Annotated in this window: 20 protein-coding genes, 1 other RNA gene and 1 other annotated feature; of the genes, 2 read left to right on the top strand and 19 right to left on the bottom strand. The window is 34.6% G+C overall.

The window, feature by feature from the left end; genetic code table 11:
* Nucleotides 1-26 precede the first annotated feature (26 nt).
* From recD2 to JOC75_RS18645, 7 genes are all read right to left on the bottom strand, one after another.
* Complete coding sequence (gene recD2, locus JOC75_RS18675) at nt 27-2,408, bottom strand: SF1B family DNA helicase RecD2 (protein ID WP_204955505.1); 2,382 nt, start codon at nt 2,406-2,408, stop codon at nt 27-29.
* Nucleotides 2,409-2,436: 28 nt separating this feature from the next.
* Nucleotides 2,437-3,093 (bottom strand): tetratricopeptide repeat protein, encoded by a 657-nt coding sequence (locus JOC75_RS18670; RefSeq protein WP_204955504.1) that lies wholly within the window; start codon nt 3,091-3,093, stop codon nt 2,437-2,439.
* A 124-nt stretch (nt 3,094-3,217) separates the two neighbouring features.
* Nucleotides 3,218-4,330, bottom strand: coding sequence for a tRNA 2-thiouridine(34) synthase MnmA (gene mnmA / locus JOC75_RS18665; protein WP_204955503.1), 1,113 nt, complete (start codon nt 4,328-4,330; stop codon nt 3,218-3,220).
* A gap of 21 nt (nt 4,331-4,351) precedes the next feature.
* Nucleotides 4,352-5,491, bottom strand: coding sequence for a cysteine desulfurase family protein (locus JOC75_RS18660; protein WP_204955502.1), 1,140 nt, complete (start codon nt 5,489-5,491; stop codon nt 4,352-4,354).
* A 59-nt stretch (nt 5,492-5,550) separates the two neighbouring features.
* Nucleotides 5,551-5,967 (bottom strand): cysteine metabolism transcriptional regulator CymR, encoded by a 417-nt coding sequence (gene cymR / locus JOC75_RS18655; protein ID WP_146949120.1) that lies wholly within the window; start codon nt 5,965-5,967, stop codon nt 5,551-5,553.
* Between the two features lie 25 nt (nt 5,968-5,992).
* Complete coding sequence (locus JOC75_RS18650; RefSeq protein WP_204955501.1) at nt 5,993-6,655, bottom strand: YczE/YyaS/YitT family protein; 663 nt, start codon at nt 6,653-6,655, stop codon at nt 5,993-5,995.
* 475 nt (nt 6,656-7,130) lie between these two features.
* Nucleotides 7,131-8,420: a replication-associated recombination protein A gene (locus JOC75_RS18645; RefSeq protein WP_204955500.1), complete on the bottom strand. Its 1,290-nt coding sequence runs from the start codon at nt 8,418-8,420 to the stop codon at nt 7,131-7,133.
* 310 nt (nt 8,421-8,730) lie between these two features.
* Here JOC75_RS18645 and JOC75_RS18640 point away from each other — a divergent pair, with 310 nt between their 5' ends.
* Nucleotides 8,731-9,315 carry an RsfA family transcriptional regulator gene (locus JOC75_RS18640; protein WP_239589568.1) on the top strand — a complete coding sequence of 195 codons (585 nt, stop codon included), beginning with the start codon at nt 8,731-8,733 and terminating at the stop codon, nt 9,313-9,315.
* A gap of 34 nt (nt 9,316-9,349) precedes the next feature.
* Here JOC75_RS18640 and JOC75_RS18635 read toward each other — a convergent pair whose 3' ends face one another.
* The 5 genes from JOC75_RS18635 to JOC75_RS18615 form a co-directional block, all read right to left on the bottom strand.
* Nucleotides 9,350-10,120, bottom strand: a complete 771-nt coding sequence (locus JOC75_RS18635) for a tRNA threonylcarbamoyladenosine dehydratase (protein ID WP_204955499.1) — start codon at nt 10,118-10,120, stop codon at nt 9,350-9,352.
* Between the two features lie 218 nt (nt 10,121-10,338).
* A non-coding RNA gene (gene ssrS, locus JOC75_RS18630) (6S RNA) lies at nt 10,339-10,527 on the bottom strand.
* Between the two features lie 78 nt (nt 10,528-10,605).
* The gene (gene aspS, locus JOC75_RS18625; RefSeq protein WP_204955498.1) at nt 10,606-12,372 is read right to left on the bottom strand and encodes an aspartate--tRNA ligase; all 1,767 of its coding nucleotides are present in this window, start codon (nt 12,370-12,372) and stop codon (nt 10,606-10,608) included.
* Nucleotides 12,373-12,394: 22 nt separating this feature from the next.
* Complete coding sequence (gene hisS / locus JOC75_RS18620; protein WP_204955497.1) at nt 12,395-13,666, bottom strand: histidine--tRNA ligase; 1,272 nt, start codon at nt 13,664-13,666, stop codon at nt 12,395-12,397.
* Nucleotides 13,667-13,778: 112 nt separating this feature from the next.
* Nucleotides 13,779-14,010: a binding site (T-box leader), on the bottom strand.
* A 71-nt stretch (nt 14,011-14,081) separates the two neighbouring features.
* A complete protein-coding gene (locus tag JOC75_RS18615; RefSeq protein WP_204955496.1) occupies nt 14,082-14,255 on the bottom strand; it encodes a hypothetical protein in 174 nt (57 codons plus the stop codon).
* A 210-nt stretch (nt 14,256-14,465) separates the two neighbouring features.
* On the opposite strand from JOC75_RS18615, the gene JOC75_RS18610 reads away from it, so the two are divergent.
* On the top strand, nt 14,466-16,268 hold the full coding sequence (locus JOC75_RS18610; protein WP_204955495.1) for an N-acetylmuramoyl-L-alanine amidase family protein: 1,803 nt from the start codon (nt 14,466-14,468) through the stop codon (nt 16,266-16,268).
* Between the two features lie 300 nt (nt 16,269-16,568).
* On the opposite strand, the gene dtd is transcribed toward JOC75_RS18610, so the two are convergent.
* From dtd to secDF, 7 genes are all read right to left on the bottom strand, one after another.
* On the bottom strand, nt 16,569-17,009 hold the full coding sequence (gene dtd / locus JOC75_RS18605; protein ID WP_204955494.1) for a D-aminoacyl-tRNA deacylase: 441 nt from the start codon (nt 17,007-17,009) through the stop codon (nt 16,569-16,571).
* A gap of 20 nt (nt 17,010-17,029) precedes the next feature.
* Nucleotides 17,030-19,237, bottom strand: a complete 2,208-nt coding sequence (locus JOC75_RS18600; RefSeq protein ID WP_204955493.1) for a RelA/SpoT family protein — start codon at nt 19,235-19,237, stop codon at nt 17,030-17,032.
* Nucleotides 19,238-19,788: 551 nt separating this feature from the next.
* Nucleotides 19,789-20,301, bottom strand: a complete 513-nt coding sequence (locus JOC75_RS18595; protein WP_146949129.1) for an adenine phosphoribosyltransferase — start codon at nt 20,299-20,301, stop codon at nt 19,789-19,791.
* Between the two features lie 16 nt (nt 20,302-20,317).
* Nucleotides 20,318-22,678 carry a single-stranded-DNA-specific exonuclease RecJ gene (gene recJ / locus JOC75_RS18590; RefSeq protein WP_204955492.1) on the bottom strand — a complete coding sequence of 787 codons (2,361 nt, stop codon included), beginning with the start codon at nt 22,676-22,678 and terminating at the stop codon, nt 20,318-20,320.
* 86 nt (nt 22,679-22,764) lie between these two features.
* A complete protein-coding gene (locus JOC75_RS18585) occupies nt 22,765-23,100 on the bottom strand; it encodes a LapA family protein (RefSeq protein WP_204955491.1) in 336 nt (111 codons plus the stop codon).
* A gap of 19 nt (nt 23,101-23,119) precedes the next feature.
* The gene (locus tag JOC75_RS18580; protein ID WP_239589577.1) at nt 23,120-23,971 is read right to left on the bottom strand and encodes a cation diffusion facilitator family transporter; all 852 of its coding nucleotides are present in this window, start codon (nt 23,969-23,971) and stop codon (nt 23,120-23,122) included.
* A 183-nt stretch (nt 23,972-24,154) separates the two neighbouring features.
* Nucleotides 24,155-26,395: a protein translocase subunit SecDF gene (secDF, locus tag JOC75_RS18575; RefSeq protein ID WP_204955527.1), complete on the bottom strand. Its 2,241-nt coding sequence runs from the start codon at nt 26,393-26,395 to the stop codon at nt 24,155-24,157.
* Nucleotides 26,396-26,526 lie beyond the last annotated feature (131 nt).

Genomic DNA, 26,526 nt, shown 5'->3' with positions numbered 1-26,526 from the left:
AGTAGCTCCACCTCTTTCGAACATTTTTATGATTCACTAACCTCCATAAAGTCATACGGTGTAACGTTTTCCATGCCAATATTTGCATCTTCTACAGGGAATGGTAATTCTTTTTGCAATTCATCAATGATCATTTCTGTTCCATCTTTATTTAGCTTTAACATAAGACTTGTTTGTCTCTCGGAGCTCTCATTATTCGAAATTCCCCACTGTAAAGCATCTCTCTCACCACAAAGAATCAGTGATCGTTTACTTCTCGTTATCGCTGTATAAATTAAATTTCGACGAAGCATTCGATAATACCCCTTAACGATAGGTAAAATCACAATTGGAAATTCACTTCCCTGTGATTTATGAATAGAACAACAAAAAGCATGAGTAAACTGATTAAAGTCTTGTTTCGTATAGGTGACTTCATTTCCATCAAATGCAACAACAATCATATCTTCTTTTTCTGTATTTTCCTTCGCATAGAAAATGGAAACAATCTCTCCAATATCTCCATTAAAAACATTTTGATCAGGCTGGTTTACCAACTGAAGAATTTTATCACCATTACGATAAATAACCTCACCAAACTTCATTTCTCTTTTACCAGGTGTCTTGGGATTAAAAAGTTCCTGTAGAAGTTTGTTTAATTGATCAATACCAGCAGGTCCCTTATACATTGGTGCCAAAATTTGAATGTCTTTGGCAGAATACCCTTTATTAATTGCACTTTTTATTACTTTCTCAATAACCTCTTTCATCTGTGATTGTGAACACTGAATAAAAGAACGATCAGAGGTTGGTTTCGTAATATTTTGTGGCAAATTCCCTTTTTTGATTTCATGTGCAAGCTCTATAATGGATGATCCTTCTGCTTGTCTATAAATATCAGTTAACCTCACAGTAGGTATAATTGAAGAAGCTAATAGATCTCTAAGTACCTGACCGGGACCGACGGAAGGAAGTTGATCTTCATCACCTACCATGATAACTTGAATGTTTTCAGGTAAAGCTTTAAATAACTGATTTGCAATCCAAATATCAACCATCGATACTTCATCTACGATGAGTAACTTTCCTGCAATTGGATTATTCTCATCATGTTCAAAGCCATCTGCACCATTCCATTTTAATAAGCGGTGAATGGTAACTGCAGATAAGCCTGTAGCTTCACTCATTCTTTTAGCAGCTCGACCTGTTGGTGCAACTAATTGAATCGGGAAAGGTTCTTCCTTTTTATAATCTGAGGGATCCAATGAACAACCATGTAAGTCTGAATATAGTTCAACAATCCCTTTAATAACAGTCGTTTTGCCTGTACCAGGTCCACCTGTTAACAAAAGCATTGGAGACATTAATGCTTTTTGAATGGCATCTTTTTGGGTAGGTGCATATTGGACCTTTAACCGTTCTTCAAGGTTTCCAAGTGATAATAAAAATTCCGATTCAGGAAAAAGCTCTTCGTACTCTTGTTGATCCAAAACTCTTTTGATATTCTTCACTAATCCTTGTTCCGCAAAATATAGAGAAGGTAAATATGCTCGATCTTCCTCAACAATCATTTTTCCTTCTTCACCTAAGGAAATAATCTCATTAGCAATCTCTTCTTCATGAATGAGACCTTTTTTTGAATGATCAAGTAGCTCTTTCGTTTTAATAATTAATTGATCAACTTTTATATAAACATGACCTTCCTGCAAACTTAAGTGTTCAATAATATAATGACAAGCAGCTTTAATTCTTTCAGAGCTTTTTGCTGATATACCAATTTGCTGACCTAGTTCATCAGCTCGTACAAATCCTATCCCTTCTATATCTTGTACCAATTGATAGGGGTTTTCCTGGATGATTGCTAACGTCTGGTCTTGGTATGTTTGATATATTTTCATGGCAAGCTGTGGACCAAATCCCACTTGATTTAATGAAATCATTACTTGTTCAAGACCTTGATGAGAAACAAGTGCTTCAACTAATTGTTTCGCTTTTTCTTTGTTTACTTTAGGAATTTCGTCGAGGATAGAAGGATTCTGAAGGATTTTTGAAATAGCTGATTCACCTAATTTATCAACAATTGCTTCTGCGGTTTTCTTTCCAATTCCTTTAAAAAGATCGCTCGATAAATATTGAACAATTCCTTCCTTTGTTTGAGGTATTTCTTTTCGAAAATGCTCGGTTTGAAATTGCAAACCAAATTTAGGATGGTTCGTAAATGAACCAAAAAAGGTGTATGTATCATCTTCATGCAGGAGTGGGAAATATCCGGTAACTGTTATTTCTTTATCTTCAATATTCTCACTTGTTTCATGAATCCTTACTTTTAAGACAGAATATAAATTCTGTTCATTGTGAAAGATAACAACCTTAACTAAGCCCTTCACAAATTTTTCATTTTCCGCAAATAAATCCGCACTTTCCTGCATGACACCATACTCCCCTCTAATGCAACTACTACTGTTTATTTTCACCTATTATGTTTAAAGCATGTCCAGCCAGCATATGGTCCGGCTGTATTATTAATGCTTTTTCTAGCATTTCTTTTGCTTTAATTGTTTCTTCTTTAAATGCGTATGCTACTCCAAGATTATAAAATGCATCTGCATGTTGATCATCTAATGATACTACAGTTTGAAATTGAATCATTGCTTCATCTATTAAATCAAGCTGTGCTAAACATAAACCATATTGAAACCTCGCATCAGCATCGTCTTCATTTAACTCTACTGCTCTTTGGAAGTATGGTAATGCTAATCGATGTTGATCTATTTGCAGCATAGACAATCCAAGCATAAAATGAAGGTCACCGTTATCTAAGCCCTTTCTTAAGGCTTTTTCATACATGTTTTTTGCTTCATTATAGTTTTCTTGATTAAAGTATACATTTCCTGCTCCATAGTATGCAGTAGCTGTATTCTCATCAATTTCAATTGCTTTTTCATAAAATTTAAGGGCTTTTTCAAGTTCGTTCACTGCCGATAATAAATTTCCAAAGTTTACATAACTAATCGGATCTTTAGGTTGTTCTTCAATCGCTTTAGAAAATGCTGTAGCTGCTTCTTCAAAATTACCTTTTTGCATAGCTTCAATACCAAGTTGATTATTATCCATTTTGTTACCTACTTTCAAGTATTTTTTATGTAAATTTGATGCTGCTGCTCCAAATTCTCAAGCTTTAAATCACGAGATAAAGGGGCTGACTCTATTTAACAGCGTCACCCCCTTATTTTATCAGTTATCCAACGTACCAGAGCTTCTTGTCCTCTTTATATACCTCATCAATTGTTCCTCCACCTAGACAAATTTCACCATCATAGAAAACAACAGCTTGTCCTGGTGTTACAGCTCGTATAGGCTCTTTAAATGAAACCTTTGCTGTATTTTCATCTATCATTTCTACAGACACTTCATTATCTTCTTGTCGATAGCGGAATTTTGCTGTACAAGATAATTCTGTAATTGGAGAGTCTGATACCCAGCTTATATTTGTTGCGGTGATTGAGTCAGAATATAAAAGCTCATTATGGAAACCTTGATCAACATATAATACATTTTTCTCTAAGTCCTTACCAATAGCAAACCAAGGATCACCACTACCACCAATTCCTAATCCATGTCGCTGTCCAATTGTATAATACATAAGTCCATCATGCTTACCTTTTACTTCACCATCTAGAGTTTGCATTATTCCGGGTTGTGCAGGCAAATAGCCACTCAAAAATTCTTTGAAATTTCTTTCACCTATAAAACAAATTCCCGTACTATCCTTTTTAGTTGCAGTTGCTAGCTCTGCTTTTTTTGCCATTTCACGTACTAACGGCTTCTCAATATCTCCTAATGGAAACATTACCTTTGAAAGCTGTTCTTGACCTAATTGATTTAGGAAATAGGTTTGATCTTTGTTGTCATCGATACCACGGAGCATTTTGTATTCTCCATCACGATACTCTACACGAGCATAATGACCTGTTGCCAAATAATCAGCACCAAGTGACATAGCATGCTCTAAAAATGCTTTAAATTTAATTTCTTTATTGCACATAACATCAGGGTTAGGTGTTCTGCCTGCTTTATATTCATCTAAGAAATAGGTAAATACTTTATCCCAATACTGCTTTTCAAAATTCACCGCGTAATAGGGAATTCCAATCTGATTACAAACCTCGATCACATCATTGTAATCTTCTGTTGCCGTACATACACCATTTTCATCTGTATCATCCCAGTTTTTCATGAATATTCCTATAACTTCATAACCTTGCTCTTTTAAACGAAGAGCTGCTACTGAGGAGTCTACTCCACCAGACATTCCAACAACAACTCTTGTATCTTTAGGATCTTTATTCATCTCTTCACCTCCAGTTTTACTCTATGCTGTAACTTTTTTAATTACTTTTGAAATTTCATGTGCTGCATATTGAATATCTTCTTTCGTTGTACCTAATCCAAAGCTAAAACGAATAGATGATAAAATTCGCTCTGACTGCTTACCATACATGCTAACTAAGACATGGGAGGGATCAATTGACCCTGCCGTACACGCTGAACCACTTGATGCTGCAATTCCAGCTAAGTCTAGATTTACTAGTAATGATTCAATATTTGTTTTAGGAAAATAGACATTAAACACATGTGGTAATCCATCATTTGGACTATTCGCTTCAAATTTAATCTGATGTTCCTGAAAAATTGATATCATTTCCTGCTTAAATGAAAGGTAGTTTTCTGATTTTTGTTTTCGGGTTGCTAATGACAGGTTAGCAGCAAGCTGAAAGCCAAAAATACCAGGAACATTTTCCGTCCCAGCTCTTCGTTTTAATTCCTGTTCTCCTCCGTATTGCAAAGGCTGAAGTTTAAGACCTGCTTTAGCATATAAAAAGCCTACTCCTTTAGGTCCATTTATTTTATGGGAAGAAACAGATAGTAAATCTACATTTAAATCATTTATATCAATAGACTCAATTCCATATGCTTGTACCGCATCTGTATGAAAAAAAGCATGATGATTTCTTAAAATGTGGCCAATTTCTCTTATAGGCTGTATAGCGCCAACTTCATTATTTCCATACATGATTGAAACAAGCACTGTCTGATTTGTCAGATTATCTCTTAGATCTTCTATTGATATCAAGCCATATTTATCTACTGGTAAGTATGTGATATCATATCCATTTTTTTCTAGATATTTACATGCATGTAAAACTGCATGGTGCTCTATTTCTGTTGTAATGATATGTTTTCCTAAATGTTGATTCGCCAAAGCTGTACCGATAATAGCTAAATTATCAGCTTCAGTTCCACCACTTGTAAAAATAATTTCTGCTGGTTTTGCACTAATCGTTTTTGCTAGACTTCGTCTAGCTTCATCGAGAATTCGCCTTGCTTCTCTACCGAAAGAATGAATACTAGAAGGATTTCCATAGCTCTCTTTCATCATAGAGAACATTTTTTCAGCTACCTCTGGATGCATCGGGGAAGTTGCAGCATGATCAAGGTAAATTCGTTTCATCAACATCCCCTCCTTTCTATACACTCGTTTCTGGAGTAAATTTAGTTATAGTTATAACATTAAATATAAAACATATAAGGTTCTTGTTCACCGTCTGTATAACTAGCAAGATCCTCAAGTGTTGTGTTATCAAGTACATCCTTAACTGCATCACGAATTCTAATCCAAAGAGCTCTTTTTGCTGGCTCTTCATCCTCTAGAACTTCAACAGGACTTATTGGACCTTCTAATACACGGATAATATCTCCTGAAGTTATGTTAGCAGGCTCATCTCCTAAAATATAGCCACCATAAGCACCTCTAATACTTTTAACAAGACGTGCATTTCTTAATGGAGCAATAAGTTGCTCTAGGTAATGCTCTGATAAATTATGTGTCTGGGCAATACTTTTTAATGAAGTTGGTCCTTCTCCATGCTGTTTCGCGAGCTCTATCATAATTGTTAATCCGTAACGTCCTTTTGTTGATATTTTCATAATATCCCCCTTAAGCTTTACGACCCTAGCAAACTTTTTCAAATAATTTTTTATTTTGATTAAATAGTTTACTGAAGAGTTTATCTGTTGATTTTTCACAAAATGGAATCATCACACCTGCCATGTACCCTAGAGATAAAGTTGTGATAATCGTTCCAATAAATACAGGTCCACCCAAAAGCCAACCCAAAAATAAGACAATCATTTCAATACTTCCTCTAATAACAGTTATAGATTTACCTGTTTTTTCTACTAAGGCGATCATTAAGCTATCTCTTGGACCTGCACCACATTTTGCAGATATATATAAACCCATTCCGTAGCATAAAACAACAATACCTAATAGTAGCATCAGCAATTGACCTAAAAACGAATGAGGTGTATGAAGGAAAGGTAATAATAAATATAAATCAATAAAAATTCCAATAGTTATCATATTAATAAAAGCACCTAGCTGTGGAATTCTTTTCATCATTATTGTGCTAATCAATAAAACAAACACACCTGTTATGATCGTCCATGAACCAATTGTTAAACCAAATTGATAATACAATCCAATGTGAAGCACATCCCAGGAAGAAACACCCAACTCCGCTTTAATCGTCAATACAATACCTAACGACATAATCAGTAAACCTATAAAATAAACAACCCATTTAAAGATCGTTTCTGTCATATTATTCGCCATAAATACCCTCCCATACCAAGAAAAGCGAAAGCGCCTTGATTAGACCCGACAGGCATAAGACGCTCGGGAATAGAAGACGTTCTTTGTCTTCAATTCCTGAGTGGCTTATGACCCCGAGGGGCTAGGCGCTGCAGCTAGACAATGAAAAGCGAAAGGCGCCTGCCTATCGGCGACAAGCATAAGGCGATTAGGAAAAGAAGGTGCTTTTTACCTTCTATTCCTAATTGACTTATGACCTCGAGCCGATGGCGCCTGTAGCTAGACAACGAAAAGCGAAAGCGCCTTGTTTAGACCCGACAGGCATAAGGCAAGACGGCTAGAAGGTTGTTCTTTAACCTTATTTTAGTTATGCTGAATTTATAAAGAAAAACTAATTGATAATAGTATCTTCTTTGAACACTTGCCATTATAGCATATTATCCTTATGGTTAGCACTAAAACCGACTATTCAACTTGGACATTCAACTGCTGTACCTTATTTGTTTTCTTTCTTAAATTGTTCCAGCTTCTTATAAATCCCAGCAAGACGTTTTTCTTCACCAGCTTCTATTGGTCGATAATATTTGGTTCCTAAAAGTTTAGTTGGCAGATAATCCTGTTGAACCCATCCACCAAAAGTTCCAATCGGAAAATCATGAGGATATTTGTAGCCAACATGCCCCAAATCCTTTGCGCCTGCATAATGACCATCTCTCAAGTGCTTAGGTATATCTCCAACATTACCATTTCGAACATCATTTATGGCCATGTCTAATGCCTTGTACGCTGAATTTGATTTAGATGATAAACACATTTCAACCACTGCTACCGATAAAGGTATTCTCGCCTCTGGGAGCCCTAACCTTTCACTTGAGGTAACAGCCGCCAACACATTATTACCTATTGAAGTATCAGCTAATCCGATATCTTCATAAGCGATAACAAGTAATCTTCGGTTTACTGCAACTAAATCTCCGGTTTCAAGTAAGTGAGCTAAATAATAAAGTGCTGCATCTACATCACTTCCTCGAATACTTTTCTGAAGACTTGATAACAAATTATAAAAATTAGACCCCTTTTTATCACCATATACACCCACTCGACCAATCATATCTTGGATAATTTCATCATCGATTAAATAAGTGGAACTCTCCCTCGGTGAAGCATATACGATTGATTCTAACAATGTTAGAGATTTCCTTGCGTCACCGTTAGATCCAAAGGAAATTTTATCTATTTGTTCATCAGTAATTTTAATTGATAACTTACCTAGACCTTTTTGCTCATCTTGTAAAGCCTTGTTAAGTAATTCTTTTATATTATCAGTCGTTAATCGAGTGAGCTGCTTTATTTGTCCACATCTGCTTCGAATCGCCGGGTTTACGTCATGAAATGGATTTTCAGTTGTTGCACCAATTAATATGATATCTCCGCGTTCAACATGTGGTAATAAATAATCTTGTTGTGCTTTATTAAATCGGTGAATTTCATCTAAAAATAAAATAACCTTTCCTGTAAGACGAGTTTCATCAACAACAGCTTCAACATCCTTTTTTCCAGCCGTTGTTGCATTTAATGCTATAAAAGGAATACTGGTTGTACCAGCAATAGCAAATGCAATTGACGTTTTTCCGATACCTGGTTCACCATATAAAAGCATAGATGGAACAAAACCATTTTTAATCATCTTATATAAACTTGTATTTGGTCCAATTATATCTTTCTGACCAACAATTTCATCTATTGTTGTTGGTCTCATACGATAAGCAAGTGGCTCCCCATTCATAGTTAACACTCCAATCAATTCTATAGCATCTTTTTCATAAAAAATGGAAATATATTTTACAATAAATACATCTTTCACCGCAAAATAGCACTGTTTAAAAAACCTTCTTATTTGATTATATAGGGTAGGATCAATCTTTCAAATCATAGAGATTTGATAAAAGACGTAATAAAATAAGTAATGTTAAAAATTGAGCGGTCTTAACCAGTTCAATCACAACTAATATTGCTTTCCTATTTACACATCGTAATAATATGATTTTATCAGGAAACGCTAAAGGAAAATACTTAACAACGTAAAGGAGGGTATCATGAAGGTTAGACAAGATGCTTGGTCCAGTGAAGATGATCTGCTATTAGCTCAGTCTGTATTACAACATATTCAAAAAGGAAGCACTCAGGTGGCTGCATTTGACGAAGTGGGTGATCAGTTAAATAGAACTTCAGCAGCTTGTGGCTACCGGTGGAATGCAGAAGTAAGGAAGCATTATAAAAAAGAAGTAGAACATGCCAAAACGCTAAGAAAAAGCATTCATCAAGAAAAAGACAATAAACTCACACAACAGAAAGTAAGTCACAGTTTAGCATTATCGAATGATGCTCTAACATCAAATTCTGACCAGGATACTTTTAATGATATTACATTAAGTGATTGTATAAATTTTTTAAAAAGTCATGAACAAACAAAGAATGATCATAATACAAAGGATGAACAAGAACAACTAAAAAAAGAGAATGAACAACTTAGGAAAAAACATTCTGAACTTGAAGCTAAGTATGCACAGCTATTACAGAAAAAACAGCATATTGAACATGACTATAAGCTACTAATGTCAATGATTAATCAAGCACAAAAAATGAGTGATGATACATTCCCTAAAAAATATTATAACTAACTGTAAAGAGGCTGAAACATGTCAGCCTCCTTTATTATTTCTTTTCATCTTTAACTCGTGTTATTTTTATATCCTTTAGAAGATCTGTAATAACATATCCTCCCATAATTAAACCTGCTACTGAAGGTACAAATGCATTTGATGATGGTGGCATTTTCGCTTTCCGGATTTGTGCCGCATCATTCCCAACCTCTTTTCGCACTTCCTCACGTATGACAATAGGACTTTCATCAGAAAATACAACTTTAATTCCTTTATGAATTCCTTCTTTTCTTAAACGTGTACGAATAACCTTTGCAATTGGATCTGTGTGTGTTTTGGAAATATCAGCAACCTGAAATCTTGTTGGATCCATTTTATTTGCTGCACCCATACTTGAAATTATAGGAATATTTCGTTTTAAGCATTCCTTCATCAAATGGATTTTATATGAAATTGTATCAGATGCGTCCACAACATAATCAATATTGTGATCAAAAAATTGCTCATATGTTTCTTCTGTATAAAACATTTTAAGCGATATTACTTCACAATCAGGATTAATATCTTTGACCCTAGCTTCCATTAAATCTACTTTAGGTTGTCCCACAGTTGAAACTAGTGCGTGAATTTGTCGGTTAACATTTGTAATATCAACATCATCTTTATCAACTAGAACGAGTTTACCAACACCTGATCTAGCTAGTGCCTCAGCAGAAAAAGAACCAACTCCTCCAATACCAAGGACTGCAACTGTACTATTTTTAAGTATATTTAACCCTTCTGTACCTATAGCTAATTCGTTACGAGAAAATTGATGTAACAATTAATTCAACTCCAATTATTCCATTTTTCATTTATAGTCGATCTATATAATGACAGTATTTTTACCTGAAAACGAATATATCATACACAGACGGAAATGCAAGTATTTTATAGATCAGATATTAAATGATGTTGCGTATTAAAATATTATAAACAAAATAAAAAAGCCCATCTTCCACTGCATTCTGGAATATTAGACTCTATAATTTCATTCTATGTATTAGTCCCGATTGTGCCGTTGCCGATTCCTTAGTTTTGATCCCGCCCTTAGCAGGTGGGTGCTCTATTCTAAATGATTGTAAGTCCTCACTTGTGAATAAAAGGCATTTACTACATGTAGAAACAAGAAGCTCCCGAATTTATAATGTTAGGTCAAAACTAGGTATACAACGAACACATCAGGACTATTTTTATTTTATTTCTTAATCAAATAATAGCAAATTACAAAATACAGATCAAGATTATTGGAAGCTCTAGTGACATAAATTAATCACGAAGCTCTATATTTAACTCTTCTAATTGTGCTTCACTTACAGCACTTGGTGCATTTGTTAGTAAGTCACTTGCACTAGCTGTTTTAGGGAACGCGATAGTATCTCTTAAGTTTGTTCGACCTGCTAATAGCATGACAAGTCTGTCTAAACCTAAAGCAATACCTCCATGTGGTGGTGTTCCATATTCAAATGCTTCAAGCAAGAAACCGAATTGCTCTTTTGCTTCTTCTTCAGAGAAACCAAGTAGCTTAAACATCTTTTCTTGAATATCTTTTTCGAATATACGAATTGATCCTCCACCTAACTCATAACCGTTAAGAACAATGTCATATGCTTGTGCTTTCATTTTTCCAGGATCTGTTTCAAATAATCCGATATCTTCTCTAGCTGGCATTGTAAATGGATGATGTGCAGCATAATAACGTTTTGTTGCTTCATCATATTCAAGTAATGGCCAATCAATTACCCATAAGAAATTGAATTTACTTTCATCAATAAGCTTTAAATCTTTTCCTAGCTTCATACGAAGAGCACCTAGAGCGTCAGCAACAACTGACTTTTTATCAGCAACAAATACTAATAAATCCCCAACAGTTGCGTCCATCACTTGTAAAAGTCCTTTTTGTTCTTCTTCAGTAAAGAATTTGATAATTGGACCTTTCAATCCATCTTCTTCAACTTTTAGCCAAGCTAAACCTTTCGCTCCATATGGTGCAACAAATTCAGCTAAAGCATCCATGTCTTTTCTTGAATATTTATCAGCAGCACCTTTTACATTGATAGACTTTACTTGTCCACCATTGGCTACTACTGTGTTAAATACTTTCAAGCCACTGTCTTTAACAACGTCAGCAACATCAACAAGCTCTAAACCAAAACGAGTATCAGGCTTATCTGAACCAAATCGATTTATTGCTTCATCATAAGACATTCTTTGTAGTGGTAACTCAATATCAATATTTTTCGTTTCTTTCATAATTCGTGCCATCATTTTTTCTGTCATAGCCATAATATCATCTTGACTCATAAAAGATGCTTCAATGTCTATTTGCGTAAATTCAGGTTGACGATCTGCTCTTAAATCTTCATCACGGAAACAACGAGCAATTTGATAATATTTATCAAAACCTGAAACCATTAATAATTGCTTAAAAATTTGTGGCGATTGTGGCAATGCATAAAATTCACCATCATGAACACGACTTGGCACTAAATAATCACGAGCACCCTCAGGAGTACTTTTCGTTAAAATAGGTGTTTCAATATCTAAAAATCCTTTTTCATCCAAGAAATTACGCATTGATTTTGTAACATTATGACGCATCTGGATTGTATTAAATAATGCTGGTCTTCTTAAATCTAAATAACGATATTTTAAACGAACATCCTCTGAAACTTCCTCTGACTTATCTTCAATCAAGAAAGGAGGATTTTTTGCAGCATTTACGATTGTTACACTTTCAACAATCACTTCAATTTTACCTGTAGGTACATTCGGATTAATTGTTTCTTCACTTCGAAGAACAACCTCCCCAGTTATATCTAATACGTACTCACTTCGAACTTTTTCAGCTATTTGTAATGCTTCTTCAGAGATTTCGGGGTTAAAAACAACTTGAACAACTCCAGTACGATCACGAAGATCAATAAAAATAACTCCTCCAAGGTCGCGACGTTTCTGAACCCAGCCTTTTAAAATAACTTTTTCTCCAATAGAAGTTTCAGGTACTTCTCCACAATAATATGTACGGCCAAACATGTAACCCTCACCTTTCAATACTTTACTTAGAATTTTGTTTTAAATATGAAATTAATTGATCTATTCCAATCTCTTCTTGCTCACCTGTATCCATATTTTTCACTGCAATCACATTCTTTTCTAGCTCATCATCACCCAAAACGGCAACAAATTTGGCATTATGACGATCTGCTGCTTTAAATTGAGCTTTCATCTTTTTATCTTCATAATCTTTTTCCGCTTTAAAGCCTGCATTTCTCATGTCATAAAGCAATGAAACAGCACGATCTTTTGCTTGATCTCCCATTGTCACAATATAGCAGTCTATTGCTGATGAAATGGGTAACTCTACACCTTCAGCTTCTAGTGCTGATAATAGACGCTCAATACTAAGTGCAAACCCAATGCCTGGTGTCTCTGGACCGCCAATCTCTTGAGAAAGTCCATTATAGCGACCACCTCCACAAAGAGTAGTAATTGCCCCAAACCCTTTTGCATCACTCATAATTTCAAACGCTGTATGATTATAATAATCAAGCCCACGAACAAGATTCTGATCAACTTCAAATGAAATTCCATTTGCCGTTAAGTATTGTTGGACTTTTTCAAAATAAGTCTTGGATTCTTCATTTAAAAATTCAAGAATAGAAGGAGCTGAGCTCATTAACTCATGATCGCGATCTATTTTACAATCTAAAATACGCAATGGATTTTGTTGCAATCGATTTTGACAATCTGAACAAAATTCATTAATTCGAGGTTCAAAATGTGCAATTAATGCTTCACGATGAGCTGTACGGCTTGCAGTATCACCCAAACTATTGATCACTAGCTTTAAGCTTTTAAGACCTAGTGTTCCATATAAATTCATTGCAAGAGAAATAACTTCTGCATCAATTGCCGGGTCATTACTACCAAGTGCTTCAATACCAAACTGAACAAATTGGCGAAAACGACCTGTTTGTGGGCGTTCATAACGAAACATAGGTCCAATATAATAAAGCTTTGTTGGCTGTGACGGATTTGCATAAAGTTTCTTTTCAACAAACGAACGTACAGTTGATGCCGTTCCTTCTGGTCTTAGTGTAATGCTTCTTCCCTTTCGATCTTGGAAGGTATACATTTCCTTTTGAACAATATCAGTACTCTCACCAACACCTCGTGAAAATAATTCTGTATGTTCAAATATTGGTGTGCGAATTTCCTTATACTGATACCTACTACATAAATCACGAGCAGTATTTTCAATATACTGCCACTTTTCAACTTCTCCAGGTAAAATATCCTGAGTACCTCTAGGAATCTGGAATGACATTACTTTTCTCCTCCAATACACAAATGCTATATGATCTGGGTAGTTACCCGAGCTCTGGTTGTTTTTCTTAAAATGGTTCAAAACAACAAAAAAACTCCCGTCTCTACAATAATGTAGGGACGAGAGTTATACCCGTGGTTCCACCCTAGTTGAAATAGTTTTATCTATCTCCACTCAAACAGTTAACGCCTGTAACGTTCAGCTCCTACTAAACATTATGTTTTTCAGAGAGAAACCTAAGGAGTGTTTTTCAATAAGTCATCATGTAGAAATGTTTTCAGCCTTAGACATTTCCTCTCTAGTCATGTGTATTCTTACTTACTGTTCTCCCTCATTGGTTCATAAGATATGTATATTTCAACATAAAAGTTATTATCGAATTTTATCTTATCATACGTATCTTTACAGTACATTGTCAAGAACGATTTAAATGTTTTTTTAATTTCTTAACATCTCCAAGTGATATACCGAACTCTGAAGCAAGCTCATATGAAGTATCATTTTGTTCTTTCATCATAAAATCATGAAGATTTACTCCAAACACATCACGGGTTGAATGAGAGATGTTACCTTTTTCACTATTTCTCATATTCATTTCTCCTCCATATATTAGTATGATTTCTCCAGACATTTTAATTTCCTCGAAGAAACTCTTCACAAATCAACAAAATGCTTAAATGAAGTTATTTTCTTAAATATCTTTTCCTATATTGGAAGATTTTATTTCAAATTTTAAAAGGAATGTCGATATAAGTAGAGAAATGGTTATATTAGCATTTTTATAAAGGAGGATATATCATTGATTCGCAAACTTTTAACAGTATCCATCTGTTTAACAGTACTGTTAACTTCTTCATTGTTTATTACTGTGAAAACATCTGCTACAACTGATCAGGTCACGATAAAGGTTGATTTATTAAATGTTCGAAGTGGTGCTGGTCTTACATATTCAGTTATTGCCAAAGTTAAATCCGGACAAACATATGATGTGGTAGAAAAGAAGAACGATTGGATAAAAATTAAATTATCTAGTAATTCGACAGGCTGGGTAGCAGGATGGCTTGTAACCGAGAAAAAACAAACTGCCACTCAAAAGCCAACATCAACAGCAAATGTTTCGGAAAGTTCGTCTTCAACTGTCATATCAAAAGCTACAGGCTTGAGATTTCGCTCAGGACCTGGAACAACTTTCTCGGTAATCGGGGTATTTGATAATGGGAAATCAGCCAATTACTTAGAGAAGAGTGGAGATTGGGTTAAAATTTCATATTCTGGTAAACAAGGATGGGTTTCTTCCCAATATGTAACAATTAATAAGACAGCTACTAGTAACAATCCAAGTACTAGTCCTTCTGTTAAAAAAACAGCTACAGTTACTGCTACCTCCCTTAATGTTAGGAATTCTGCTTCGACAAAAGGAGCAAAGATTGGTAGTTTAAAGAAAAATGCAGCAGTTGTTATCACAAAGGAACAAGGTGACTGGGCATATGTTGAGACAAACAGCATCAAAGGCTGGGTTCATAGTGATTACATAAAAGTAAGTGCATCAAAACCTGCTGAAACGCCAAAAGAAACAACTACTACTCCACAGACACCAACAAATACAACGTCTAACGGAACAGTAACAGCTACTTCCTTGAATGTAAGGGACAATGGATCATTAAGTGGCAAAGTTATTGCTGCTGTCACAAAAGGAACAAAGGTTACCATCTTAGAGGAAAAAAATAAATGGTTCAAAATTAGCTTTGGAGCAAACAAGGTTGGTTGGGTAGCAGGCTGGTATGTCACGAAATCCGCAACACCAACTCCGGTTAAGGAAACACCAGCTTCTTCAAAAGAACAGGTGAAAATTATTTTTGATGGAACAAATATCCGTTCTGGAGCTTCAACAAGTCATTCTATCGTCAAAAGAGCGAAATTAGGAGAAACCTATGACATTATAGGAAAATCTGGAGAATGGTACAAAATTAATGTTGGCAATAACAAGACTGCGTATGTTGCCGGTTGGGTTATTGAAACGATAGGAGTTAGTTCTCCTATTACTAAACCTGGATCTGAACAGTATGTAAAAAACAAAACAATCATCATTGACCCAGGTCATGGTGGGCAAGATAGTGGTGCCGTTGGATCACGAGGTACGCTAGAAAAAAATATCACTTTATCCACTGCAAAACTTGTTTACGATAAATTAAAGTCTGCAGGAGCAAATGTATTTCTTACTCGATCAAATGATACTTATATTAGTTTAAACTCAAGAGTAAGCACATCACACTACAGAAATTCCCAAGCATTTATTAGCTTACATTTTGATAGTACAACTGATCGAAGTGCTTCTGGTACAACCACTTATTATTATAACTCATTAAAGGATGCACCATTAGCATCAAAAATGAATGTTGAATTAGTTAAACAAGCGAAACTTAGAGATCGTGGAGTAAAATTTGGTAATTTTCATGTTATCCGCGAAAACAAAGGTCCTGCTGTATTACTAGAATTAGGATTTTTAAGTAACAGAACAGAGGAATTAACAATTGCTTCTTCCCTGTACCAGGAACGAGCAGCACAAGGTATTTATAATGGACTAACACAATATTTTAAATAGATCATATGTCGATCTTATGCAAAAAAGGTTACTCTCTCCAAATGGAACGAGTAACCTTTTTTATTTTGATTATTTTAGACTCTTTTCTCAAAGGTTGTTTATTTGAATCTATTTGAGAGGAAGACCTATACTCCTGCGGTTTAGAGGCATGTAGTTTGTAGCGAAATGAAACAAATTTGTTACTACCTGCCTATTATATAAAAAACACAAACTTTGTGGAAAGAAGACCTTTTTTAACAATGATGCTAGCTTAATGGCTAATGTTTAGTAAGTAAGCAACATAGTTTACGAAAACAACCTTTATTTGCTTTCAAGAATTAATGTAACAGGTCCAACATTTGTGAATTGAACATCCATCATACTACCAAAAGTACCTGTTTCAACTTGAAGTCCTTTGTCTCTTAACTTTTTATTAAATAATGTATAAAGTTCATTTGCTATATCTGGCTTTGCAGCACTCATAAAATTCGGACGTCTTCCTTTTCGACAATCTCCATATAAAGTGAATTGAGAAACAGATAGAACCTGTCCATTAACATCTAATAAAGAATGATTCATTTTCCCATCATGATCTTCAAATATCCGTAAATGAGCAACTTTATCTGCTAGATATTCAGCATCACTTTCAGTGTCATCATGTGTAACACCAACTAGGACCATTACACCATTATCAATAGTTCCTACTACTTCACCTGAAACGGTAACACTTGCATGTTTAGCTCTTTGTATCACAACTTTCACGAACAATACCTTACCTTTCCTTAATTCATCATTCTACGTACAGAATAAACATCAGATATTTGCTTTATTCTTTCTACAACTTTATGCAAATGATTGATATTTGAAATCGATATGGTCATATTAATTGTAGCAACCTTATTTCGGTCAGACTTTCCAGATACAGACGAAATATTTGTTTTTGTTTCATTAACTACTTGAAGTACTTCGTTCAACAACCCTCTGCGATCATATCCAAGGATTTCAATTTCCACATTATATTCTTTTCGACTTGTAGAAGGCTGATTTTCCCATTCTACATCAATTAAACGTTCTTTTGCGTCATCAGTATGAACATTTGTACAATCGTCTCTATGAACAGAAACACCTCGACCTTTTGTAATGAACCCTACAATTTCATCACCTGGAACAGGGTTACAGCATTTTGATAAGCGGATTAGCAAGTTATCAATACCTTTAACTTGTACACCAGCATCACGTCTTCTTGATGTTACAGATGTAACTTGCTTAGCTTCATTTATTACTTCACGGACATTTTTCTCTTGTTCTTCTTGATCACGCTTTTTACGCCACTTTTCTGTTAAACGATTAGCAACCTGTAATGCAGTCACACCGTTATACCCTACTGCAGCATACATATCCTCTTCATTTGAGAAGTTAAACTTCTCTGCTACACGCTGAAGATTATCAATCGTCATGATTTCTTTCACATCAAAATCTAAATTCTTAATTTCTTTTTCAACCATTTCTTTGCCTTTTTCAACATTCTCTTCACGTCGTTGCTTTTTAAAGAATTGGCGTATTTTATTTTTTGCTTGAGAGGTTTGTGCTAGCTTTAACCAATCTTGACTTGGTCCATAAGAGTGCTTCGATGTAAGGATTTCAATAATATCTCCCGTTTTTAGCTTATAATCTAATGTGACCATTTTACCATTAATTTTCGCGCCAATTGTTTTGTTACCAATTTCAGAATGAATACGATAAGCAAAATCAATCGGAACTGATCCAGAAGGAAGTTCAATAACATCTCCCTTAGGTGTAAAGATAAAGACCATGTCTGAAAATAAATCAATTTTCAAAGATTCCATGAATTCCTCTGCGTTTGTTACATCATCTTGGAATTCTAATATTTCTCTAAACCATGTTAGTTTTTTCTCTAAAGTTGATTTCTCGTCAACTTCTTTTCCTTCTTTATATGCCCAATGTGCTGCTATTCCGTACTCAGCAATTTGATGCATTTCAATTGTACGTATTTGAACTTCAAGAGGATCTCCTTTTGGACCAATTACAGTTGTATGAAGTGATTGATACATATTAGCTTTTGGCATGGCAATATAATCTTTAAAACGACCAGGCATCGGCTTCCAGCATGTATGAATAATCCCTAACACTGCGTAGCAGTCTTTAATACTATTAACGACGATCCTAACAGCTAGTAAATCATAAATTTCATTGAATTGTTTATTTTGAAGAGCCATTTTTCGATAAATACTGTAAATATGTTTAGGTCTTCCTGAAAAATCCGCTTCAATATTTACATCATCAACACGATCGCGAACTTCATTAATCACTTCATCCAAATATTCTAAACGTTCTTGTCGTTTCTTTTTCATCAAATTAACAATTCGATAATATTGTTGAGGGTTAAGATAACGTAATGACGTGTCTTCTAGCTCCCATTTGATTTTAGAAATACCTAATTTGTGTGCTAAAGGAGCAAAGATTTCTAATGTTTCATTTGAAATTCTTCTTTGCTTTTCTTGTGGTAAATGCTTTAACGTTCTCATGTTATGAAGACGATCAGCAAGCTTAATCAAGATTACTCTTATGTCTTGGGCCATCGCCACAAACATTTTACGATGATTTTCTGCTTGTTGTTCTTCTTTTGATTTATATTTAATTTTACCTAGCTTTGTTACTCCATCAACAAGCATGGCTACTTCGTCGCTAAACTCCTTACGCAAGTCATCTAGCGTTACTTCAGTATCCTCAACAACATCATGCAGAAATCCTCCAGCAATTGTTGAAGGGTCCATCTCTAAGTCTACCAAAATCCCTGCTACTTGAATGGGATGTATGATATATGGTTCACCCGATTTACGAAATTGCTCTCGATGTGCTTCTTCTGCAAAGTCATAAGCTCGTTGAATAAAAGCGGTATCCTCAGTTGATAAATAACGCTGTGCCTTTTCAATTACTTGTTCAGAAGATAAAACTTGTTCGTTAGCCATGAAATCACCTTTTTTATAATGAAAACTTTATTTGAACTCCAATAATTTGGAGTGAATACGTCTTGTAAACCTGTATATAATTAACCAAGCTTTTCATAGGGTTTTAATAATGAAGAATAGTCCTTAGATCCTACTTTTAGAAATTTTACTATATTGTAACTATTATCAATAAAAATTGAGAAGATGTAAAGAGAATTCACTCTTTTTAAGAAACCAAATACTGGTTCGATGAATAATTAGATACTATTTATTTTCTCACTTTGAAAGGTAGCTACAAATAAAGTCATGTATTCTCTAATGAAAGGTAAACGAATGAGGAGAATCATGATGGTGACACAACCTTATGTAAATAAGAGAAGTATTGTTATTCATATCGGCTCTTATTCTAAAATGTTGATTTTTAAACCATATAATAAATTTAAAAGAGCCTTTATAAAAAAAGCACCCATGAGAGTGCTCTTTTAAATTAAAAGAAAGGAGAAATTCTTCAATATTTCAATTAAAAAACATCGAAATAATTTCTCTGTATTAATATTTAATTTTTCAAGCAATTAGTAAGTCATTAACGTTAATACTTCATAACCATCTAAAAGCTTACGTCCATCTAAATAAGATAGTTCTATTAAGAAAGCAATCCCAGCTACAACTCCACCAAGCTCTTCAACAAGCTTGATCGTTGCTTCAATTGTTCCTCCTGTTGCAAGTAAATCATCTGTAATTAATACACGTTGACCAGGTTTAATAGCATCTTTATGGATTGTTAAAACATCTTTACCATATTCAAGGCCATATTCTACACGAACTACTTCTCTAGGTAATTTTCCTTCTTTACGAACAGGAGCAAAACCTACACCTAATGAGTACGCTACTGGGCAACCGATTATAAATCCACGAGCTTCAGGACCAACGATAAGATCAATTTGCTTTTCACGAGCATATTCTACAATTTGGTCTGTAGCATATCTATACGCATCTCCGTTATCCATTAAAGTTGTAATATCCTTAAATTGGATTCCTGGTTTCGGATAATCAGGTACGACTGTTACGAATTGCTTTAAATCCATTTTTCCAATGTCCTCCTTATACATTCACATGTGCATCTTCATTAGCAGATTGAAATCGTTCTTCAAACCATTGCTTTAACTGCATATATGATGTATATAATAACGTTTTTTCTAACTCGATTTTCATCTGTTTTTGTACATAGGTTTCCGATTCTCCTAAATCTCTTTTTTGAGACGAGGAATTTGTCGAAATAACACCATTTTCTATTGTAACAAATTTCAGCTCAAAAAACACCTGTGACATAAACTCAATTGTTTCTTTTGACCATCCTTTATGTTTTGCTAATAATTCTCCTTGTTCATTTAAGTTAAAGGTACCTTTTTTTAATAAAAAACCATAATACCACTTAAAGTGCTCACGAGTAGGAATTGTAGCAAAGAAATGATCGGCTTCTTGCATAAAAACTGAATATATACGATCTGGCTTTCCTTGTAAAAAGAGAGATTCAATATGCTCTGATGATAAAGGTATATCTATTAAAGCAATATTTTTATTTTTCACATTAAGTTTTTCTGCATCCTCCATTGTTTTAACTAAATGGATGCTATTTAATCCCGCTTTACTTTTCATTGTTTCAAATGTAGAAGGTTGAAAAGTTATAAAGATTAGATTTTCAGAATTAACTGTTTTGATAAGCTTTTCTATATTACGAGTGCCACGATAATCATAAAGCTGCCATTCATCTACCTTTATATCCTGTAGCATGATTTGTGGCTTACGGTGATTGTTCCATTCGTTAATTGTTAGCTCACCTATTGCTGATAATGTTGCGGCAGGTGATAGTTCATCATGTATATATCCAAAGCCAAATCCGACACTATCAAGCTGCTGTTCTTTTTGTGAGAAAACTAATTTCAAATGGTTTTGATCCGCGCCAATTTTTCTAATACTTGCAAGTGTAACATTCTCAACTTGAACAATAGGCTTGGGATTGTTCATTCCAAAAGGTGACAACTGTTGCATTTCTTCTATAGATTTAACAGAAATATCTTCTAGCATACAGCTCACATCAACTTTAGTTATTGGAGTAAAATCTTCATCCGTTAATTGATTTTTAGCGAGCTCTACTAATCTTTCTCGTAGAATATCAACGTGTTCAAGCTGTAAAGTCATACCAGCAGCCATTGGGTGTCCACCAAAATGTGGTAAGATCTCTCTACATGTTGATAAATTTTCAAATAAATCAAAGCCATTAATACTTCGTGCTGAGCCTTTAGCAATTCCCTTTTCATGATCGATACTTAAAACGATTGTTGGTCGGTAGTAACGCTCTACAAGTCGAGATGCAACAATTCCAACTACCCCTGGATTCCAGCCTTCTTTTGCAATAATTAAGACTGGGTTAGCTTCAATTGGAAATTTACTTTCCACTTCTGCGATTGCTTCTTCAGTCATTGTATTAACTAACTTTTGTCTCTCTTTATTTAATAAATCAATTTCTTCTGCAATCATAAAAGCTTCTTCTTCATTGTCTGACAAAAGTAGATCAACTGCAGGATCAGCTGACTGTAGCCGACCTACAGCATTGATTCTTGGACCAATTGCAAAGCCAATTGTATCTTCAGTAATATCTTTGTGATCTACATTTGCAATTTTCAACAAAGCCTTTAATCCTATACGGTTAGTTGATTTTAGTTGTTGAATTCCTTTTTTTGCAATTAATCTATTTTCACCATGAAGAGTAACAAGGTCAGCAATTGTTCCAATCGCAGCCACCTCTAATAAATCTGATGGAGCTTCTCCCAATAAAGCATGACTTAATTTAAAAGCTACACCAACACCAGCTAATTCTTTAAAAGGATAAGAGCACCCTGGTTGTTTTGGGTGGATAATTGCAAAGGAATCCGGAAGAATCGGTCCTGGTTCATGGTGATCAGTAATAATTAGGTCAACTCCAAGCTCTTTTGCAATTTCAGCTTCATTGATTGCAGCTATTCCTGTATCAACAGTTATGATTAATGAGAAGCCTTTTTGATGAGCTTGTCTAAACGCTGCCTCATTAGGGCCATACCCCTCAGTAAAACGATTTGGAATATAAAAGTCAGCTTGTGCTCCAATATTTCTTAAAGTTGTTAACAACACTGTAGTACTACTAACACCATCAGCATCATAATCTCCATACACAAGGATATTTTCATTATTTTCAATAGCTGTTTTTATTCGGAGCACAGCTTTGTCCATATCTTTTAATAAATAAGGATCGTGAAAATCTTGTTTTTCTATTTGTAAAAATTCACGAGCTCCATGGGTTGAACGTATTCCTCGATTAACGAGTAATGACGCTACAAGTGGAGTTATCGATAATTCTTCTACTAATGTATTAATCAAAGATTCATCAGGTGGTTGAACCAACCATCTTGTTTTTGCTTTTAACATAGTTTCACCCCTCAACCATCCCATTATACAAGAGTGATCAAGGGGTTTCAATTTAAGTATTATATTCCAACTTTTATAGAATCAAATTAGACATTCTCAGATTGCTTTTCTTCCTCGTTCTGAAATTCATTATTTGGTAAATGAACTTGTTCTCCCTTTAGGGATTCTAGCTCTTCTTTTAGTTTTATATTTTCTTTTTCTGTTAATTTAAGTTTTCTCTGTACTGATAAAATTCGAACTACACCTGCAGATGCAATAATGAACCCTCCCATCAGAACAGATCCTAATATAATTAAAATTAATGGCCATTCAGATGTTCCAAACAAATAATCAACTTTAACAGGCTCAACATTTATTACGGCAAATAGTGCAATAATTAGTGCAAAAATAATAGCTACAACAAGACTCCACTGACGTTTCATCTAAATTCCTCCAAACTTTTTATGGTGAATATGGATTAATATGTACAAGTACATTTTGTACATGCTCATGTTCACTCATTAGCTTCTCTTTCACTAGCTTTCCAATGTTATGACCTTCTTCTACGGTTATATGTGGATCAACTGATATTTTTATATCTATAATGACATAATGCCCATGTTCACGTGCAAATAGTTCATCAATTTTTTTGATTCCACTTATCTGACTTACCGTATCCTTAAGTTCAGTAATATCTTCATCGTGCAATACATGGTCCAAGGTTGTATGAATAGATTCTGAACCAAGTTTCCACGCCATCTTAATAACTAAAATGGCTACAAATAATCCTGCTACAGGATCAGCATACACAAGCCAATCTATACCTATCTTCTGTCCAACAATAGCTGCACCTATTCCAATTAAAGCAGCTATCGAAGAATAAACATCTGAGCGATGTTCATAAGCATTAGCAATGATTGCATCACTTTTTATTCTTTTACCCAATTTAAACTTATATCGAAACATCCATTCTTTTACAACAATTGATAAGATAACAGCATAAATAGCAAGGAGCTTAGGTGCTTCAATTTCATGAAAAAATGCTTCAATTGAAGATTTTCCAATTTCTAAGCCAACTAAAAATAACAAAACAGCTACAATGATTGCAGCAATTGATTCCGCCTTACCATGACCATAAGGATGATCTTCATCAGGGGGCTGTTTGGCAGCACGCACACCTATAAAAACGGCTAGTGAGCCCGCAACATCTGAAGCTGAATGAACGGCATCTGCGATCAAAGCGCGACTATCAGATATAACACCAACTACTCCCTTAATAATCGCTAAAATGATATTTCCTACAACACCTATCATTGCTGCAAATTCAGCTTGCTTAAAACGATCTTTGTTATTCACTTATTCCACCTCTTTAACTGTTATCCATATAATAACCAACTCTAATGAATAAATAAGGGTCATCCCCTCTATATGTATTGTTAAGTGAGCAAATTTCATCACTTTTTCTACATTTAAAAGAGGAGTGACCCTATAAATTATTTAGATTTGTGGTTCATCACTTATATTAGATGGGACATCTTTTTTCTTATTTAACTGCTTCCCTTTCCAAATTAACCACAGCTGGGCAGCAATAAATAAAGATGAATATGTTCCAGAAACTAATCCAACTAACAAGGCAATGGAGAAGTTTGTTATTGATGAACTACCAAAAATCATTAAAGCTATAACTGCTATTACAACCGTAAGAACAGTATTGATTGACCTTGTAAATGTTTGCTGTAAACTTCTGTTAACAATAAATTGTAAATCTTCAATTGTCTTAACCTTTTTCTTCTTATAAAGCTCCCTAATCCGGTCAAAGGTGACTATCGTATCATTTATCGAATAACCGACTATTGTTAAGACTGCTGCAATAAATGTAATATCAACCTCTAGTCGAGTAATGCTGAAGAAGGCAATAATAAAGAATGCATCATGTAACAGCGCCACAATCGATGCTAATGCCATATAAAACTCAAAGCGAATTGATACATAAATAATAATACCAATTGATGCGATAAGAACTCCTAGCATTGCATTTCTAGCTAGTTCTTCACCAACTGTTGGAGAAACAGTACTAACATTTGGTTCTGAGCCATATTTTTCTTTAAAGTGATTTTTCACTTCTGCAATTTTTGGTTGATCTAAAACCGTTTTAAAACGAGCAACACCAATTTCGTTTTCATTTCCAGCAAGAACAACATCATCAACCTCTATATCTAGTTTAGCCATTTCTGTTTCTACTTCTTCTGCTGTTAAACTTTTATCAGCTAAAACCTCTATTCGAGTACCACTAGCAAAATCTATACCTAAGTTTAATTTAAAAATAAGTAGAATGATAAATCCCGCTACAACTAAAAAAGAAGATAGCACGAAAAACTTTTTACGGTGTTTTAAGAAATCAACTTTATCAAATTGTGTTGGTGCAATTGTATCATCATCAGTATCTTCTATACTAAGTATATGATCTTTTTTAACACCAAAATAACCTTTCTTTTTATCTAACCAACGACTTTCAACTAATAACGCAAGTAGAATTCGTGTTAAGAATACAGCAGTTAAAAAGCTAACAACAATACTAATGATTAACATTGTTGCAAAACCTTTAACAGAGCTTGTACCAAAGAAGAACAAAACACCTCCTGCCAGCATTGTCGTTATGTTTGCATCAAAAATTGTTGCAAATGAACGTCTCGTTCCTGCCTTAAAGGCAGAGCGAACTGTTCTACCTAGCTTTAATTCTTCTTTTATCCGTTCGTATGTAATAATATTTGCATCAACCGCCATACCTACCCCAAGGATAAGTGCCGCTATTCCCGGTAATGTTAATACACCATTCATCCAATCAAAGACCTGAAGAATTACATAGATGTATGTCGATAGTGTAACAACTGCAATAATACCAGGTAAACGATAGAAGAAAATCATAAATAAGAAGATAACAGAAATTCCAATTATCCCAGCAAGAACCGTCTGGTCAAGGGCCTGCTCTCCAAATTGAGCACCAATTGATGTTGAATACATCTCTTTTAGCTTTACTGGAAGTGATCCTGCATCAAGTAGATTGGCTAAATCCTGTGCTTCACCGATCGTAAAGTTCCCTGTTATTGTTACATCTGTTTGATTAAAAACTTGATCTACATTTGGTGCTGAAAGAAATTTAGGGTTTTCTTTTGTCACTTCTTCTTGATAAGAATCACCATCTTCATAATCCAACCAAATTACTAGCTGGTTATATGGGGCATTTCCGACAATCTCTTGTGTTACTTCTTTGAATTTTGATGCTTCTTTAAGCTTAATTGCTACATTAGGAGCACCATTTTCGTCAAAAGACTGCTTAGCGCCACCTTGAACTAAGTCAGAGCCATTTAACATTTCCTTATCTTCATAATCACGAAATGTTAATTCTGCTTGTGTAGATAATATTTCACGAGCTTTATTTTGGTCACTAACTCCTGCAAGCTGAACGCGAATACGGTCTTCACCTTCAATTTGAATATTCGGTTCACTTACCCCTAGAACGTTCGCACGTCTTTGTAAAGCATTTACAGTACTAACTAAAACTTCTCTATTTATTTCATCACCATCATTTGCTGGTAGAACTTCATAAAGGATTTCAAAGCCACCTTGTAAATCCAACCCTAAAATGATGTTATTTGTCACTTTGTTTGTGTTCATACCAATTAAGCTTCCCACAACAAGGACTAGTAGAAAAAACGCAATAATGCGTCCTCGCTTTATCATTATGTATCCTCCTTAAATCACTCTAAAAAATTGTAATTGAAATAGTATGATAAAAAATAAGGTCTTTGTAGAGAGTTGTGATTACACCCACCTTCTCATTTACCCTCCTCTTCGGATTTTCCATAAGA

This window comes from Metabacillus crassostreae, from assembly GCF_016908395.1.
In the GTDB taxonomy this organism is placed as follows: Bacteria; Bacillota; Bacilli; order Bacillales; family Bacillaceae; genus Metabacillus; species Metabacillus crassostreae.
The sequence above is the reverse complement of the archived record's forward strand: the minus strand, read 5'-3'. Positions and strand labels throughout refer to the sequence as shown.